We start from the raw sequence: 15,475 nt of genomic DNA, 5'->3' as shown, positions 1-15,475 counted from the left end.
GCGCTGCTCGCCGTGTTCGGTCTGACGCTGCTGTTGCCGCGGTTTGCCGATCATCTGATGCGGCCCCTCGTCAGCGCCGGCAACCGGCTGTCGAACTTCGCCCAGGCCGACGGCCAGCAGGTGCGCGCGGGGTCGTCGTTTCTGCTGGGGATCGCCACGGGTCTGCTGTGGGCGCCGTGCGCCGGTCCGATCCTCGGCCTCGTGCTGACCGGTGCGGCGCTCAAGGGCGCGAGCGTCGGCACCACACTGCTGCTGGTTGCCTATGCGGCGGGCGCGGCCACCTCGCTGGCGGTGGCGCTGCTGATCGGCGGACGGGTCTTCACGGCGATGAAACGCTCGCTCGGCGCGGGCGAATGGATCCGCCGCGGCATCGGCGCGGCGATGCTGTGCGGCGTGGTTGCGATTGCCTTCGGCCTGGACACGGGCGTGCTTGCACGCGTCTCGACGGTGGCGACCGGCGGCATCGAACAGAAGCTGGTCGACCGGCTCTCGCCAGGGGCGACGCCAGCTGGTGCGACGCCGGCTGGCGCGGCTGCATCCAGTGCGGCAACGGACCAGGCCGCGGCAGGTGGCGCGATGATGGCCGCCCCCGGCGCATGATGCGTGCCTCGCAAGGCGCGGCTGAAGACGCGCCGCCACTGCCGGTCGAAAGCAACCGGCGACGTCCGGGACCACACGTTTTCGATCGAGTTTCTGGACCCGGGCGTCGAAGCGTATTCGTTCACGTTCGGTTGAGGCCGGACGCAAGCTGCTGCGCCTGACCGACGTACCCATCACTCAAAGGACTGACCATCGTGAATACAAAATCGAACCTCTCCGTTTCTACATGGAAACGCTTACCCTTCGCCAAACTCGCGGGCGTGCTCGCAATTGCCGTAGGCGTTATTGCAGGTCAACGCCTCGCGAACTCTTCCGAATCAGTAACGAAGATTCCGGCACCGCTGCAAGATGAGAAAGTCGCAACGAGCCACAGCGAAACCGCGGTGTTCGCCGGCGGCTGTTTCTGGGGTACGCAAGGCGTGTTCGAGCACGTGCGCGGTGTAACCCAGGTCACCTCGGGCTATACGGGCGGCGCGGCCAGCACGGCCCATTACGACAACGTGGAAGATGGCGATACAGGTCATGCAGAATCAATACGGATTACTTACGACCCGACACAGATCACTTACGGACGTTTGCTACAGGTCTTTTTCTCGGTTGCGCACAACCCGACCGAGTTGAACCATCAGGGACCGGACCGCGGCACGCAATATCGCTCGGCCGTGTTTCCAGTCAATCCGGAACAACGCACTCTGGCTCGGGCTTATATCGCGCAACTCGATACCGCGCATGTGTTTTCGGCGCCCGTCGTGACGACTGTGGAAGACTTCAAGGGCTTCTATCCGGCGGAGAGCTACCACCAGAATTTCCTGGCCCTTCATCCTGACAATCCATACATCGCGATTAACGACCTGCCTAAAGTGAGCAATCTAAAGCAGATCTTTCCCGACCTGTACCGCAACGACCCCGTGCTGCTGAAAACCACCGCGTCGTAGAACATCAGAGCCTGCGAAACTTGCAGTGTGCTGGACAGCGCAAAAGCAGCATCTAACCCGAATGTATGATTGCTTCAGCTTCCTGCGACGAGTACGTTGAATAAAAGGTCACCGTACTCGTTCAAAACCCTTTTTGGGCGCGGGACCCTCGCACGAGTTGAAAGCGCTTTCGCTACCCTCAATGATTGCCGTGTAGCTGGCCAATCCAGCATGATGGACAAAGCAACCGCCTGGAGCAGGGCGCTCTCGCGTGAAGTATGATCGGCCCATGGAGCGCGCACCCTTGCTCTATCGGTTATTTTTCTTTCGGGAGCCTCTCATGACGACGTCGAAAAAAATAGCGATCACGTTACTGGCAACCGCCGCACTGTTCGGAACCACGTATGCGAGCGCTCAATCAGACGCCGCGACAACCAGCAGTTCCCCTGTGCAGTCGAAGAAGGCCGTACGGGCGCAGAATCGCGAGCTTGTGAAGACTGTTCGTCACGCACTGACCCATACGAAGAATCTGGACTCATCCGACATCACCGTTCTCGCGAAGGGTGGCGTCGTCACGCTCGACGGCACCGTGCCAAGTGATGACCAGATCCAGCGCGCAACCGATGCCACGAGCAGCGTGCCCGGAGTCACTTCGGTCAGGAACAATCTGATCTTGCGAGAAGCAGGCAACTAGGTAAAGGCGCAAGCACGCGCGTTCGCGAGCGTCGCGTGCTTCATACGAATACCAGCCAGCTTACGATTCAAGCTCACCGTGACGTAAATGTGACGCTGGCCCAGGTGAAAACCCGTTTTGCGGACACGCACCGCCAAGCCGTAGTATTCCCGACTGTCCCTCCGTTTCCCTCCGCTGTCAGCAGTTCCACTTTGGCCATCGATTCCTCCCGATGCCGAAGGGACCCTAATAAGTCGTATGACAGCGGTCGTCCGTGCCGGCCGGGAGTGCCGGTGGGCGCAGTCATGACGAGCGATTCAGTACGAAATTGAATTCGAGCGTGTGATACGGCGTTTTCATCCGTGTTCCGTCCGGCGCCGTGCCTTCTTCATGCCGTACCCACGGTGCGACGAGCGAGGAGCGCACCCCGAACACCGCATCTGAATCCAGATACGGATCGCCGTCGCGGAACACGTGCGTAACGAGCCGTTCGTAGCCTGGCGCCGTAATCATGAAGTGCAGATGCGCCGGACGCCACGGATGCCGGCCCAGCGCGGTGAGCATTTTCCCGACCGGACCATCGTGAGGAATCGGATAGGGCTCCGCGACGATCGAGCGAAAGTGATAACTCCCGTCAGCCAGGCTGTGCAGTGCACCTCTTGCGCGATGCGCGTCGTCGCCCGCACGTTGCACGTCGTAGAAACCGTCGGCGTCGGCCTGCCAGACCTCGATGCGCGCTCCGCCGACCGCTTCGCCGTCCAGCCCCCTGACCGAACCGGAGACGAAGCAAGGCTCGCCGTGCGCGCCGTGAGCCACGTCGTCACCGTTTTGATAGGCAGGCGCACCCTCGACAAAGAACGGTCCGAAAACCGTCGCCTCCGTACAGCCTTGCGGCTTACGGTTCGCCATCGCTGTGACGAGCATCGACAGGCCCAACGTATCCGAGAGCAAAATAAACTCCTGGCGCTTATCGTCGGTGATCTCGCCAATCTCGGTCAGGAAGCGAATGCCTTGCTCCCACTCGCGCTCGGTGAGGTTCACTTCGCGCGCGAATGCATGCAAATGGCGCACGAGGCTCGTGGCAATCGTCTTGAGCCGTTCGCCGGCGGCATGTTCGTGGCGAGCCAGAACCGCCTCGGTGATGGTGTTTTCGTCGAGGTTACGCATAGCTGTCGTGTTCCCTGGAAGTGCCCGACTCTAACGATTGTCCACACGCTTGAGGAAGGGGCGGATATCCACAGTACGCCAGATGACCGTCTAATTGAAGGGGTCGTTGCGATTAAAGCGCATGACGTCACTGACTCCTCCGCGAAGGCGCCGCTGCTAGCCATGCGGTGGCGTTTGTTCAGCCGGGTGAAATTGTCCATTCGTTCCGAGCGGCTTGATGCTGCGCCTCCTCTCACCCATATTGGTTGTGCCTCTGATATTTTTCATCACTTAGCAATCCGACACATTCAAGAGACCTCCCATGAAACTCAGTAATCGCCGCGCGACGCGATCGCAAGAGCCCGGCTACCGGCCCGCAAATCCGCTCACCTTCTTTGTGCAGGTGTTCGAATGACCGCCCCTTTGCAAGACACTGCCCCCGTTCCAATCCGCGTCGGCGTTGTCGGCGTCGGCAACTGGGCACGCCATGGTCACATGCGCGTGCTCGATCTACTCCCTCAATACGAACTCACCGCCGTGTTCAGCCAACGGCGCGAAGCGGCGGTGACGGCCGCGGAACACTATGGTTTCAAGTATGTAGTCGACTCGCTGAGCGAACTGGTCGAGCATCCCGAAGTCGATCTCGTCATCATCCTGACCACCGCGCCTCAACACGCTGACGGCGTGCGCGCAGCAATCGCCGCCGGCAAGCACGTGTACTGCGAATGGCCGTTGACACCCAGCGTCGCTACGTCACTGGAATTGATCGCGCTTGCCGCGCAGGCGAAGGTACGACATGTGGTGGGCTTGCAGCGCAGGCTCGCGCCGCATAACCGCTACGTGCGCGATCTGATCGCGCAAGACTATGTCGGCCAGCTACGCTCGGTTCGCATCCACGTGAGCATGAACTACTTCCAGGCCCTGCGTTCAAGCGCACTGCGCTGGACCGTGCCGCCGGAAAATTTTTCGAGCGTGATCGCCATCTACGCGGGCCATTTCCTCGATATGCTGTTCGAAGCGACCGGTTGGCCCGTCAGCATTGCCGCGCTCACCGTCAATCAGTTCGATCAGGTGACGATTGCCGACAGCGGCGAAGTGCTGCAAACCTCGACTCCTGACCAGCTCGTGCTCGCCGGGCGGTTGCCGGGGAGCGCGGTCGTCTCGGTGCATATCGAGGGCGGCAAGCGCAATGGCTCCGGCGTGCAGATCGACATCACCGGCACCGAAGGCGACCTGCGCATCACGAACCGCTCGGCCTTCGGCGACGTAGGCGACGACTATGTGGTCGAAGGCGCGCACGGCAACAAGCTGCCGCTTGAACGGCTTGCGATGCCAGCTTCGTATGATGCGTTGCCCGAGTCGAACCTGCCTTCGGCCGTGCTCGAGCTCGCGCATCTCTATGCGGCGTTTGCGGATGACGTGCGGACCGGCAGTCATACTGCGCCTACATTCGAAGACGCGGTGCGGATGCATCGGCTGCTCGATGCGGCAGTCGAATCGTCGGAAACCGGCAAGCACGTCAAGCTTGGCCAGGCCCTCCACAAACGAAGCCATTAGGCGCAGCGCGAAAAGCGGACGGTGCGTCCCAAAGTCTCTGGAACGCGCCGTCCGCAATGCATGCACCAGGTTGCCGCTTAGTTCTCCAGCACTTCCCTGAGCGTCGCCCGACGTGTGTTGAACGTCATGATCGCCAGCAGGCTTAGCGCCGCGAGCACACCGCCGAGGCGCATCGTCGATGCAATGCCCAGGTGGTCCACCACTGCACCGCCGCTCAATGAACCAAGTGCAATCGCGATCTGCACGGTGCTCACGAACATCGACGAGGCCGCTTCGGGGCGATCAGGCGCGGTCAATTGCATCCACACGCTCAGCATGAGCGGGATCGCGCCGTAAGCCACGCCCCATGCCATCACGGTCGCGATCACACCCAGACGCGACGCCTGCAACATCGGCAGTGCAAACAATGCACTCATCACGAGGGCACCCATTGTCAGCAGCGACGCTTTCAGATGACGCGTCACAAACGCCGAGATCGCAAAGTTCGCCACGAAGCCGAGCACGCCGAAGCCCAGCAGCACCGCGCTGATCCACGATGCATCAAACGCTGCATTGCGTTCGAGGAATGGCGCAATATACGTGTACGCCGCAAAATGCGAACCGAACAGCAGCCCGACCATCAACAGGCTGCGCCGAACATTCGAACGCGACAACATGGCGCGAAAGTCGGCGGTGCGCATGGCAGCCTTCGGTGCAATGGACGGCAACAGCAGCGCTTGTGCCGCGAGGGCAAGCGCCGCGAGCAGCGCGGTCGCAAAGAACGACATGCGCCATGAGCTCAGATCCGCGATCAGCGTGCCGAACGGCACACCGATCACAGTCGCCAGCGTGATGCCCATGAAGATCGTCGCACTCGCGCGCGCAGCCTGATCCTCCCGTACCAGTTGTCCCGAAGCACCAAGCGCGACGGTCCAGAAGCCGCCCAGGCTTGCGCCCAATAACGCGCGGCCGATCAACATGACCGCAAAGCTCGGCGCAATCGCCGACACCAGATTCGACGCCAGCAGCATCACAGCGAGCATCAACAGGATCACACGGCGATTGATGCGCCCGGCAGCCAGCAGCAACATGGGTGCGGAGATCGCCGCGACGATGCCCGGCGTCGTCACCATCAAGCCAGCCGTGCCCGAGGTGACGTCGAGTTCCTGCGCGATCTGCGGCAACAGGCCGACCGGCATGTATTCAGTTGCGACGAACGCAAACGAGCCGAGCGCGACTGACAAAACCGCAAGCCACGACGGCCCGCGCGCCACGGTCTCAATGATTGGGATGAGCGTGCCGTCGCCCACTGGGGAAGGCCTTGCGCAAGGGCCGGCAAGTTGATTGGCATCCATGGATGTGCTCCGGTTCAGAAAATTTGGGTCGAGACGGCCACGTGCAATACGCATAGGTGAGCGTCGATCAGAACGGCTTTCTGAGGCTGAGAATAGGAGGATCGATGGGGAATGTGTCTCCCCATGAGCGCGACGCGCGGGCTACGCGATATCATCGAAGCGCCGCGCGAAGGTCGGCGCAATGCAATCGCTTAACAGGAGAGTGACTTGGCGCTCGGCAACTTCAACGACATCGCGACGTTCGTCTCGGTCGTCAAGGCCGGCAGCTTCACGTCCGCAGGGCAGCAGCTGGGCATCACCCGTTCGGCGGTCGGCAAGATCATCGCGCGTCTCGAGGCACGCCTGCAGGTGCGGCTGCTTCACCGAACGCCGCAAAGCCTGGGTCTCACAGACGACGGTGAAGTGTTCTTCGCGCGCTGCACCCAGCTTCTGGACGAACTGGAAGAAACCGAAACCGCGATGGCCGCGCGCAGCGCGACGCCCACCGGAACGGTGCGCATCAGCTTGCCGATCGCATTAGGTCACAGCCAGGTGCTGCCGGTCATCGCAGCGTTTCTCGCACACTGGCCTGCGGTCACCGCTGAGGTCAGCTTCAGCGACCGCTTTGTCGATCTGGTCGACGAAGGCTTCGATATTGCCATCCGGGTGGGCGAGCCTAAACCCGACTCGCGGCTCATCGCACGTACGGTCGCCACGCAGCAGTTGCTCACCTGCGCCGCACCCGCGTATCTGGCGAGGCACGGCGTTCCTGCCACACCGTCTGATCTTGCCGGGCACCAATGCTTGCAATTTGTCAGCGGCGGCCGCCCCGAGGCATGGTCCTTTACCGGTATTGATCAGGCCTTAGCCAATCTGGGCGGCCGTGTGCGCATGGACAGCGCCGAAGCACTCGTCACAGCGGCCGTGAGCGGCATGGGCGTCATCCATCTTCCTTCCTATCTGTTGGCCCAGCATCTCGGCGAAGGCCGCTTGCAGCCGCTGTTACAGCCGTTTGCCCCCGAACCGTTGCCGATTCGGGCCGTCTACCCCACGCGTCGCCATCTCACGCCGAAGGTCCGGCTCTTCATTGATGGCCTCTATGAAGCATGGCAGCCGCGACCGCCGTGGGAACGCGAAATGCTATAGGTCCCGACCGCCCTATCGTATGAGCTTTGTCGTGCAAAGGCGCAAATTTGTCTGCGTCTGTGCGATGTAACGCCTAGAATTTTCGAAGAGCACCCATCAGCGAAGTTGCAAGTACCCGTCATCACCGATGGGCGAAATTATAAAGAACGGTTGTAATGAGAGGGCCTGAGACGCGAGCCCGGCGGAAACCGCCGAGCGACGCGGTGTAGTCAAAACACATCTCTCACGGGAGCAGCCGCATGAATCAGCACAGTTCATGGGACCGAATCATGATGTCGCTCGCTGTCGCTTCGGGACAGGCCGCCGCAACGGTCGAAGTCGCCACCATGACGCGCGGGCATCGCAACCTGCCTTCTTCTGGCAGGCGCGCTGCACCGGACGAGGCCTGCTGGAGCGGGCACCGAAGCGCGCTCAAGACGATTGAGCCGCTTGACGAAAAGTGCTTGCTGGTGTGCTGGTGCGACCCGACGTCCGGTCATTACGTCGATCAGGTCTGGATTAACGTCACGGCCCGACGAAGCGGTCGCTGTGCGCTCACGGGTCTGCCCATCCGGCGGGGAGACGCGATCTATAAACCGCAGGCGCGTGGCGCGCGGGTGCCCGCCAACTTCAACGAAATGATCCTGCTGTCGGCGTTGGCAGGACGTTCATGACGCGCCAACGAGTGAGCGGCACACTGCGTCGGCGTGTGCCGCTCCCCTGTTCCCACGCGCGTTCAATCGCTTCGAACAGGGTTTTCAAAACGACCCGCCCTGCTTCGCGAGAAGCGAATCAAATCGAGCGAACGAGCTGCCCGGTTTGCGCGACACGAAGTTCCGCTTAAACGGTGCATCATTCGCTAGACAGGCGCGTCAAGGAAAAGCCATCCCAACCTTTAGAGCCTACGGTTTGCACCGCCGTGCTCGTGAGACGCGTGTCCTGCGCCAGCATACTGAAGAAGCGGCGTAGTCCAACCACATCTTCTTCGAAGTTTTGCGGGTCGGCCACCCGGCCTCTGCGCGCGACGTTGTCCGAGACAATCACGCCGCCCGGACGCAACAGTTGCAACGAGAGCCGCAGATACTCTGGATAGGCTTTCTTGTCGGCGTCGATGAACACCAGATCGAACGGTGCGGTTCTGGCGTCGATCAAACCTTTGAGGCTCTCCGTCGCCGCACCGACCACCACGGATACCATCGAGTCCAGTCCGGCTCGTGCGAGGTTTGCACGCGCCACGTCGGCATTGTCCGCATCGATTTCGAGCGTCACCAGGGTGCCGTGAGGCGGCAACGCGCGCGCCAGCCAGATCGCGCTATAACCGCCCAGCGTACCGATTTCCAGAATGCGGCGGGCGCCTTGCATTTTGGCCAACAGATGCAGTAACTTGCCCTGGTTCGGCGACACGTTGATGGCCCGCAAGCCGGCCATCTCACTCGATTCAAGTGCGGCGTCCAGCGCGAGATCGGGTTGCAGCAGTTGGTCGCAAAAGAACTGATCCAGCGCATCCCAGTTGTCCTGATCCATCGCGTGACCTCATTGAATTCATGATGCGGACGCCATCAACCGATGACGTGAATCGAGGTTGGACAGAATCACATTTGACGCAGTTCAATGGCAACTCAGCGTGCATACCGCGCCCGCTACGGCGCCAGCGGCACCGAGGCCGAGGCCCAGCCCCAGAGTTTCGAGTGAAGTGGCGCAGCCTTGCAGGCCGGCGGCCACGGTAAGAATGCCCACCAGAACGAGGCAGCGCAGCGTTTTTCCAGCAACGACGCCAGACCGACCACCAGAATTCATTTTCGTCTTCCTTTTACGCGGGCCATCTTTGAGTGCGAGCTAAAACCAGCCGAAGCGAGTTTAGCCAGCGTGCCTCGTCGCATAAGAGTCGAATATGTGGAAGAAGCGCGGGCTGCTTACCAGATTTTCCAGGCGGAAATGATTACCTGCAGAAAGGCAAATATTGCGCTTCTGAAAACGAAAACGCCGCGAGTCGCCATTGCTGCCTATGGCGACCCGCGACGCATAATTTTCTAGCAACGCCCTGTCACGTCATCAAAACGTTTTAGGACATCCATGACACGTGGAGGGCGGCATCCGCAAGAATAACTTCTTCTTTGTCGTATCAACGGCGACAGGTACCACGCAGCACCTGTCGCCGAACAACCGTGTTACCAGGCTACGCCATCAGAATGCGTGGCGCAGGCCTACCGCAACGGCCACTTGCGTGCCCGTCGACGATGGCGCCTGCGTGTTGAGCATTGCATCGCCAAGCAGCGAGCCCGCAGGCGCGCCGTGGGCGTTCTGATACACACCCTCCAGGTAGATGTCCGTGCGCTTGCTGAACGCGTAATCGGTCTGCAGCATGACCGAGTTCCATGCCGGTGACGCGCTCGTCGCACCGTCGCCATAGCCGCCATCCGTGAACGTGTACGAACCCGAGACGCTCCATGCCGTCGTGATCGCATACTTCGCGTTCACCTCGTAGTTGTCGAGGCGCAAATTGCCGCCCAGCGGCAGATAACTGCCGAGGCCAAACGAGAATACGCTGGCCATGTTGTCGATTTGCGTGTGGCTCCAGACGAGGCCAATGGTTGCCGGACCCATCGTGTAGTTGCCGCCCACACCCCAGATACGCTGACGCTGAGCGACGAAGTTGGCACTGCCGTCGCCTTGCGAAATCGCGCCGTTCACATTGCTGCCGATCACGCCGCCGCCGGCATTGTTGAACTGGAGATAGCCGGCCGCCAGGTTAAATGGGCCTTGCGCATACGACGCCGCAAAACCGTACGCGCGATTGTCCGCAAAACCACCGGCCTTGTTGCTGAAGGAATACATGCCTTCGAACGTGAGGCCGTGATAGTTGGGGCTCGTGTATTTGACCGAGTTGTTGATGACCACCGAGTCGGCGGCCAGGTTGTCGTTCTCGAACGGGTGCGCGGCCAGGTTGCCGCCCCACGTGTTGAACTCGGCGGTGAGCGGCCCGAGCAGGTCGTTGAGCACGTCGAACTGGCGACCAAACGTCAAGGCGCCATATTGCTCGCTCTGAAGGCCGACCCACGCTTGCGAGCCGAAGCCGTCGCCCGGGAAAGCTTCGCTGCCGTTGTTGAGGTTGAAGCCTTGCTCGATCTTGAAGATCGCGTCCAGGCCACCGCCCAGGTCTTCCGTGCCTTTAAGGCCGAACACCGTGTTCTGGGTCGAACTGCTGAGTTCCTGCCAGTTGCTATGGCCGCCCTGATTGTTCGTGTAGACAATTCCCGTGTCGATCAGGCCGTATAGCGTCACGCTGCTTTGCGCATGTGCCGAGGTGGCGAATGCTCCGCAAAGCGCTAGCGTCAGCAAAGATTTTTTCATGCTTCCAAGCTCCTTGATATAGCCGGGACTGCGGAAAGAAATGGCCTATCCGGCGCTGCGACTGACGAAACGCAAACCCCGTTTCGACGCGTTCAGGCAAGCCGGATATCAATCAATTCATATAACGCAGCGCCATTGTGCTGTTGCGATGATTGCGTTTAGGGCAATACCAATGGCTTATTGATGGTCAATGCAGGCATTCGATCCCGTCGCGTTCAAACCCATGGAGTGAACGCCTCGAAGCCAGGCGGTTAAAGACCGCGCATTGTAATGGTATGACGTCAAAAATGAAGTGGTGTGGCGTTAACGTCACGCTCCCGGACACGCTGGCCATTGATTCGCCTCACGCAATGCCCGCAGCATAAATCCGCTCGGAGGAAATACTCAATCGTGTGCACCCTGGATCGGATAGTCAGGCATTTTGCTGACGCCTCGGCTTGCGCTTGTTGCACCGCACTGCGCCCGACCCGCATGTTCCAGACGGTGCGCGCACTTCGCCACGGCCCTCAAGGCCCGGACAGCATCGCGACTGCAACATAGGGCAAGTCCCTAGCGTCGTTTAGCCGAGCATTACCCGCCTTCCTCGCGCGCCACCTAGACTGAATGAAACAGGAGGAGACACGGTAATGGCCAAGCTGATCCATACAATGATCCGGGTGCGCGACCTCGAGCGTTCGCTGCAGTTTTACCGCCAGGCGTTCAAGCTCGACATTTCGCACCGGCTCGATTTTCCCGAGTTCAGCCTCGTCTATCTTCGCAATGAGGAAGCCGATGCGGAGATCGAACTGACCTGGAACAAAGGGCAAGCTGATCCCTATTCGCACGGCGACGGTTATGGTCACGTCGCCTTCTGCGTCGACGACGCAACGTCAGAGCGGCAGCGCCTGCTCGACCTCGGCTTGACTCCAAACGACATGCGCGAATTTCGTCGCGACGACGGGCAATTGCTCGCCCGATATTTTTTCATTCAGGATCCAGACGGCTACAAGATCGAAGTCCTGGAGCGCCACGGCCACTATCAATAGAAGCCATTGCCGCACCCCACAGGTGGAATTACATCAAGGAGACAAACATGAAAACAAGGGTGATCCCCATTGCGTCCGGCCCCACCGGACACGTGGAACACGCGGAACACGCAGTTTCCGCGGCGCTGAAAATTCCACTGACACGACGCGAGTTACTGAAGGGCACGGGCGTGATCACGGGCACGCTGGCGCTCTCTTCCATCTTCGCCGCGCTCGCACCAAGCCGCGTGTGGGCGGTTGAATTGCAGGGTCTAGACAGTCATCAAGGCGAGGTGATCCTTGCCTTCACGCGGCAGATCTATCCGCACGCCACGCTTGACGATGCGGTGTACGCACTCGTCGTCAAGGATCTGGATGCCAAGGCACGTAAAGACACCGCCGTACAGCAGCAGCTCGCGGACGGTGTCAGGCAACTGGATGCGCTCGGCGGCTCGGACTGGACCAAACGCGATGCCGCTACGCAGGCGCGCGACGTGGCCGCTCTGGCCGGCACACCCTTCTTCAACACGGTGCGCAGCACCGCGGTGGTCTCACTGTATAGCAACACGCTGGCATACACGCATTTCGGCTATGGCGCCTCCGAGGGCGACGCCGGCTATCTGTACAAGGGGTTCAACAATCTGTCGTGGCTGCCCAATCCGCCCGCCGCGGATAGCGGGCCCATTCCCAAGGATAGCTGACCACTGCGCCAGTCAGAAAACCGAAAATACAGGAGACAAAAAATGGAACAGGATAGCAACAAGGTCCGCTTTTCCCACAATGACCAGCACGTGGTTGTCATCATCGGCTCGGGTGCGGGCGGCGGCACGCTTGCGAACGAACTGGCGCAAAAGGGCGTCGACGTCGTCGTACTCGAAGCTGGCGCATTGCATACACAAGGCGATTTCCTGACCGACGAGTGGGGCTCGTTCCAGATGCTCTCGTGGCTCGACAAGCGCACGACGTCGGGCACGTGGCGCGTCGCACGCGACTTTCCCAATCTGCCTGCGTGGATTTGCAAAACCGTTGGCGGCACAACGACCCATTGGGCTGGTGCGAGCCTGCGCATTCGTCCGTACGAGTTCAAGGCAAAGACCACCTACGGTGACATCAAGGACGCCAACCTGCTTGACTGGCCGCTGACCCGCGACGACCTCGATCCGTACTACGACCGCGCCGAAAAGAAATTGGGCGTGACGCGCACCAATGGTTTGCCGGGCTTGCCAGGCAACAACAACTTCAAGGTGATGTCCGCCGGCGCGACAAAGGTCGGCTACAAGCAGTGCAACACGGGACACATGGCGATCAATAGCGTCGTGCGCGACGATCGCAGTCATTGCTTTCAGCGCGGCTTCTGTTTTCAGGGATGCCGCACCGGCGCCAAGTGGTCGACCCTGTATACCGAGTTGCCACGGGCGCAGGCCACGGGCCATATGGAGCTGCGCACGCAGGCGCACGTGGTGCGCATCGAGCACGATTCACGCGGCAGAGCGAAAGAGGTCGTCTATTACGATGCGAACGGCAAGCTGCAACGCCAGAAGGCGCGCATCGTCGCGGTCGCCGGCAATTCAATCGAAACACCGCGCCTGCTGCTCAATTCGCACTCGGGACGCTTTGCCGATGGACTGGCCAATTCATCGGGACAAGTGGGGCGAAATTACATGCGCCACACCACCGGCTCGGTGTACGCGGTGTTCAACGATAAAGTGGACATGTTCAAAGGCACCACGATGGCCGGCATCATCGAAGACGAAGTGCAGTTCGATCCCAAGCGGGGTTTTGCGGGTGGTTACCACATGGAGACCGTCTCGCTCGGCCTGCCGTTCTATGCAGCGTTCCTCGATCCCGGCGCATGGGGTCCGAAATTCACCCAGGCCATGGACGAGTATGCGTATACCGCCGGCATGTGGATTGTCGGTGAAGACATGCCGCGTGAAACGAATCGCATCACCTTGAATAGCGACGTCAAGGACCAATACGGTCAACCGGTGGCCAACGTGCATTTCGACGATCACCCGAACGACGAGGCAATGCGCGAACACGCCTTCACTCAGGGTAGCGCCGTGTATACGGCGGCGGGTGCGAAAACGGTGTATCGCGTGCCGCCCTATCCGTCGACGCACAATCTGGGCACAGCGCGCATGAGTGCCCGTCCGGAAGACGGCGTATGCAACAGCTACGGGCAAACCCACGACATCCCCAACCTGTTTGTTTCGGATGGTAGCCAGTTCACGACCGGTGCGGCCGAAAACCCCACGTTGACGATCGTGACACTCGCGATCAGGCAGGCCGATTACATCACGGGGCAGATGAGCAGGCATGCGGTCTAGGCGCGAGCGCGAGGCACCCAATGGCCGGGTGCCCCCGCCACTCACGAACGCCCAGGCAAGTTGAGTTAAGCTGACAATCTGCGGTAGATAAACAAGGAGACACGCCATGTGCGGCATCTACATCAACGCCGATCCTATTCTCTACGAGTCGCGTACGCGATCACTGCGCATTCATGGTGTCATTACGACGGTGCGCCTCGAGAATCTGTTCTGGGACGTGCTTCATGAGATCGCAGGACGCGAAAACATGACCACCAGTCAGTTCGCGGTGAAACTGTACGATGAGCTGATCGCGCTGCGCGGCGAAATGCCGACCAACTTCGCGTCGTTTCTGCGCGTGTGCTGTTTGCGTTACCTGTCAATGCGCTCGGCGAACGGCGCGGCCACGCCGGATCCCGCTGTCGCGGATGCCGCAACGGTGAACGACCTGAGGCCGCGCATTCTCAAGACCGTTTGACACGGCGAGACATCAGCGGGGCAGCGCAAACGCTGGCCTCGCGCAGTTCACCCGTCAGTTCGTCCGTTTGCTCACAATCACCAGGCCGCGCGAAAGCCCGCTCACGGTATCGACGGCTTGCGATCCCGCGTACAGCTGCGTGACCGGTACCCACACCGCCGGATATTTGTAACGAGCGACATCGAGAACGAGCGCCGTGTCGCTGGCGGCATCGAAGGCCGCAATGGGCGACCAGTGACCTCCGCCTTCTTCGCCAATTTCAACCCGCCTGAAGTTCAGCAACGCAAAGCGATCACTATGCGCCGTGGTGTTGCGAAGTAAATCGCGGAACTGCGAGAGTGTCAGGTCGCCGGAATGAAATTTCTGGACCTCGACGGGGAATCCGCTCAGGACCGCGCTCAACTGGTCAAGCGTCATGCCTTCATGCGATACGCGCGCAGCGCTAGCCACCTGCGGATCGACGCTGCGAAAAAAGTCTTCTTGCGAAAAATAAGGGAAGTCAGGGTATAGCGTGGAGGCCGGCCGGCGAATGCCCAATGCATTGAGCACCATGACCGAACTCGCGACTGAACAGTAGGCCTCGTTGCGCTGCGTTTCGAAGTACTGTGACAGCGGCCAGTACGACTGATTGTCAGCGGACGATACGAGCCGTTTTTGCCCCTCGGGTTGCGCCAACGCGACGAGGTTTGCCGGAACGGGCAGCGGGCCATCGGCAGCATGCCCGGAAAGGGGCGCATCCCCATGACTCACGCCAGCCGGCACCGGCGCGCAGGCCGCTAACGAAACCCCTAACGAAACGGCCAACGTAGCGGCGATCCACGAAATCCGGCTATGGCGCTGCGACACGCCTGGCAATGAGTCCTTGAACATCGAGCCCTTCTCACGCGAATGGTTTCGAACGATGAATGCTGCGCCGATACGAAAAGCCGCAGCAGCGCGATCCAGTTTTGTAACACGAAACTATTCAGCGCGTGCAGAACGGCCCACCAGGCGTCGAGCAGATTG

The 15,475-nt window shown here is 60.6% G+C and carries 16 protein-coding genes and 1 pseudogene; 11 read left to right on the top strand and 6 right to left on the bottom strand.

Annotated features, from left to right (window positions below; all coding sequences use genetic code 11):
- From VGH41_RS14885 to VGH41_RS14875, 4 genes and pseudogenes are all read left to right on the top strand, one after another.
- Positions 1-495, top strand: a pseudogene (locus VGH41_RS14885) (cytochrome c biogenesis CcdA family protein); the annotation flags it as partial.
- Between the two features lie 108 nt (positions 496-603).
- Positions 604-735 (top strand): hypothetical protein, encoded by a 132-nt coding sequence (locus VGH41_RS26615; protein WP_414696656.1) that lies wholly within the window; start codon positions 604-606, stop codon positions 733-735.
- A gap of 125 nt (positions 736-860) precedes the next feature.
- Complete coding sequence (gene msrA / locus VGH41_RS14880) at positions 861-1,535, top strand: peptide-methionine (S)-S-oxide reductase MsrA (protein WP_331598226.1); 675 nt, start codon at positions 861-863, stop codon at positions 1,533-1,535.
- Positions 1,536-1,854: 319 nt separating this feature from the next.
- Positions 1,855-2,208 carry a BON domain-containing protein gene (locus VGH41_RS14875; protein ID WP_331598218.1) on the top strand — a complete coding sequence of 118 codons (354 nt, stop codon included), beginning with the start codon at positions 1,855-1,857 and terminating at the stop codon, positions 2,206-2,208.
- A gap of 282 nt (positions 2,209-2,490) precedes the next feature.
- Here the strand turns inward: VGH41_RS14875 and VGH41_RS14870 are convergent, their stop codons facing one another.
- On the bottom strand, positions 2,491-3,354 hold the full coding sequence (locus VGH41_RS14870; protein WP_331598217.1) for an intradiol ring-cleavage dioxygenase: 864 nt from the start codon (positions 3,352-3,354) through the stop codon (positions 2,491-2,493).
- 390 nt (positions 3,355-3,744) lie between these two features.
- Between VGH41_RS14870 and VGH41_RS14865 the strand changes: the two genes are divergently transcribed.
- Positions 3,745-4,890: a Gfo/Idh/MocA family oxidoreductase gene (locus VGH41_RS14865; RefSeq protein ID WP_331598216.1), complete on the top strand. Its 1,146-nt coding sequence runs from the start codon at positions 3,745-3,747 to the stop codon at positions 4,888-4,890.
- 77 nt (positions 4,891-4,967) lie between these two features.
- Here VGH41_RS14865 and VGH41_RS14860 read toward each other — a convergent pair whose 3' ends face one another.
- Positions 4,968-6,224 (bottom strand): MFS transporter, encoded by a 1,257-nt coding sequence (locus VGH41_RS14860; protein WP_331598215.1) that lies wholly within the window; start codon positions 6,222-6,224, stop codon positions 4,968-4,970.
- Between the two features lie 207 nt (positions 6,225-6,431).
- On the opposite strand from VGH41_RS14860, the gene VGH41_RS14855 reads away from it, so the two are divergent.
- Together VGH41_RS14855 and VGH41_RS14850 are read left to right on the top strand one after the other, a co-directional pair.
- Positions 6,432-7,349, top strand: coding sequence for a LysR family transcriptional regulator (locus tag VGH41_RS14855; protein ID WP_331598214.1), 918 nt, complete (start codon positions 6,432-6,434; stop codon positions 7,347-7,349).
- A 239-nt stretch (positions 7,350-7,588) separates the two neighbouring features.
- Positions 7,589-8,002, top strand: a complete 414-nt coding sequence (locus tag VGH41_RS14850; protein WP_331598213.1) for a DUF3331 domain-containing protein — start codon at positions 7,589-7,591, stop codon at positions 8,000-8,002.
- 178 nt (positions 8,003-8,180) lie between these two features.
- Here VGH41_RS14850 and VGH41_RS14845 read toward each other — a convergent pair whose 3' ends face one another.
- The 3 genes from VGH41_RS14845 to VGH41_RS14835 all read right to left on the bottom strand — a co-directional run bounded on the left by VGH41_RS14845 (position 8,181) and on the right by VGH41_RS14835 (position 10,679).
- Positions 8,181-8,852: an O-methyltransferase gene (locus VGH41_RS14845; protein WP_331598212.1), complete on the bottom strand. Its 672-nt coding sequence runs from the start codon at positions 8,850-8,852 to the stop codon at positions 8,181-8,183.
- An 84-nt stretch (positions 8,853-8,936) separates the two neighbouring features.
- The gene (locus VGH41_RS14840) at positions 8,937-9,125 is read right to left on the bottom strand and encodes a hypothetical protein (RefSeq protein ID WP_331598211.1); all 189 of its coding nucleotides are present in this window, start codon (positions 9,123-9,125) and stop codon (positions 8,937-8,939) included.
- Positions 9,126-9,512: 387 nt separating this feature from the next.
- Positions 9,513-10,679, bottom strand: coding sequence for a porin (locus VGH41_RS14835; RefSeq protein WP_331598210.1), 1,167 nt, complete (start codon positions 10,677-10,679; stop codon positions 9,513-9,515).
- Positions 10,680-11,305: 626 nt separating this feature from the next.
- Here VGH41_RS14835 and VGH41_RS14830 point away from each other — a divergent pair.
- The 4 genes from VGH41_RS14830 (at position 11,306) to VGH41_RS14815 (ending at position 14,470) form a co-directional block, all read left to right on the top strand.
- Positions 11,306-11,704, top strand: a complete 399-nt coding sequence (locus VGH41_RS14830; RefSeq protein ID WP_331598209.1) for a VOC family protein — start codon at positions 11,306-11,308, stop codon at positions 11,702-11,704.
- Between the two features lie 47 nt (positions 11,705-11,751).
- Complete coding sequence (locus tag VGH41_RS14825) at positions 11,752-12,384, top strand: twin-arginine translocation signal domain-containing protein (RefSeq protein ID WP_331598208.1); 633 nt, start codon at positions 11,752-11,754, stop codon at positions 12,382-12,384.
- Between the two features lie 42 nt (positions 12,385-12,426).
- Positions 12,427-14,013 carry a GMC family oxidoreductase gene (locus VGH41_RS14820; protein ID WP_331598207.1) on the top strand — a complete coding sequence of 529 codons (1,587 nt, stop codon included), beginning with the start codon at positions 12,427-12,429 and terminating at the stop codon, positions 14,011-14,013.
- A gap of 106 nt (positions 14,014-14,119) precedes the next feature.
- On the top strand, positions 14,120-14,470 hold the full coding sequence (locus VGH41_RS14815; protein ID WP_331598206.1) for a ribbon-helix-helix domain-containing protein: 351 nt from the start codon (positions 14,120-14,122) through the stop codon (positions 14,468-14,470).
- Positions 14,471-14,524: 54 nt separating this feature from the next.
- Here VGH41_RS14815 and VGH41_RS14810 read toward each other — a convergent pair whose 3' ends face one another.
- Positions 14,525-15,340: a phytochelatin synthase family protein gene (locus VGH41_RS14810; protein WP_331598205.1), complete on the bottom strand. Its 816-nt coding sequence runs from the start codon at positions 15,338-15,340 to the stop codon at positions 14,525-14,527.
- Between the last annotated feature and the right edge of the window lie 135 nt (positions 15,341-15,475).

It is taken from the genome of Paraburkholderia sp. (assembly GCF_036488795.1).
Lineage (GTDB): Bacteria > Pseudomonadota > Gammaproteobacteria > Burkholderiales > Burkholderiaceae > Paraburkholderia.
The sequence above is the reverse complement of the archived record's forward strand: the minus strand, read 5'-3'. Positions and strand labels throughout refer to the sequence as shown.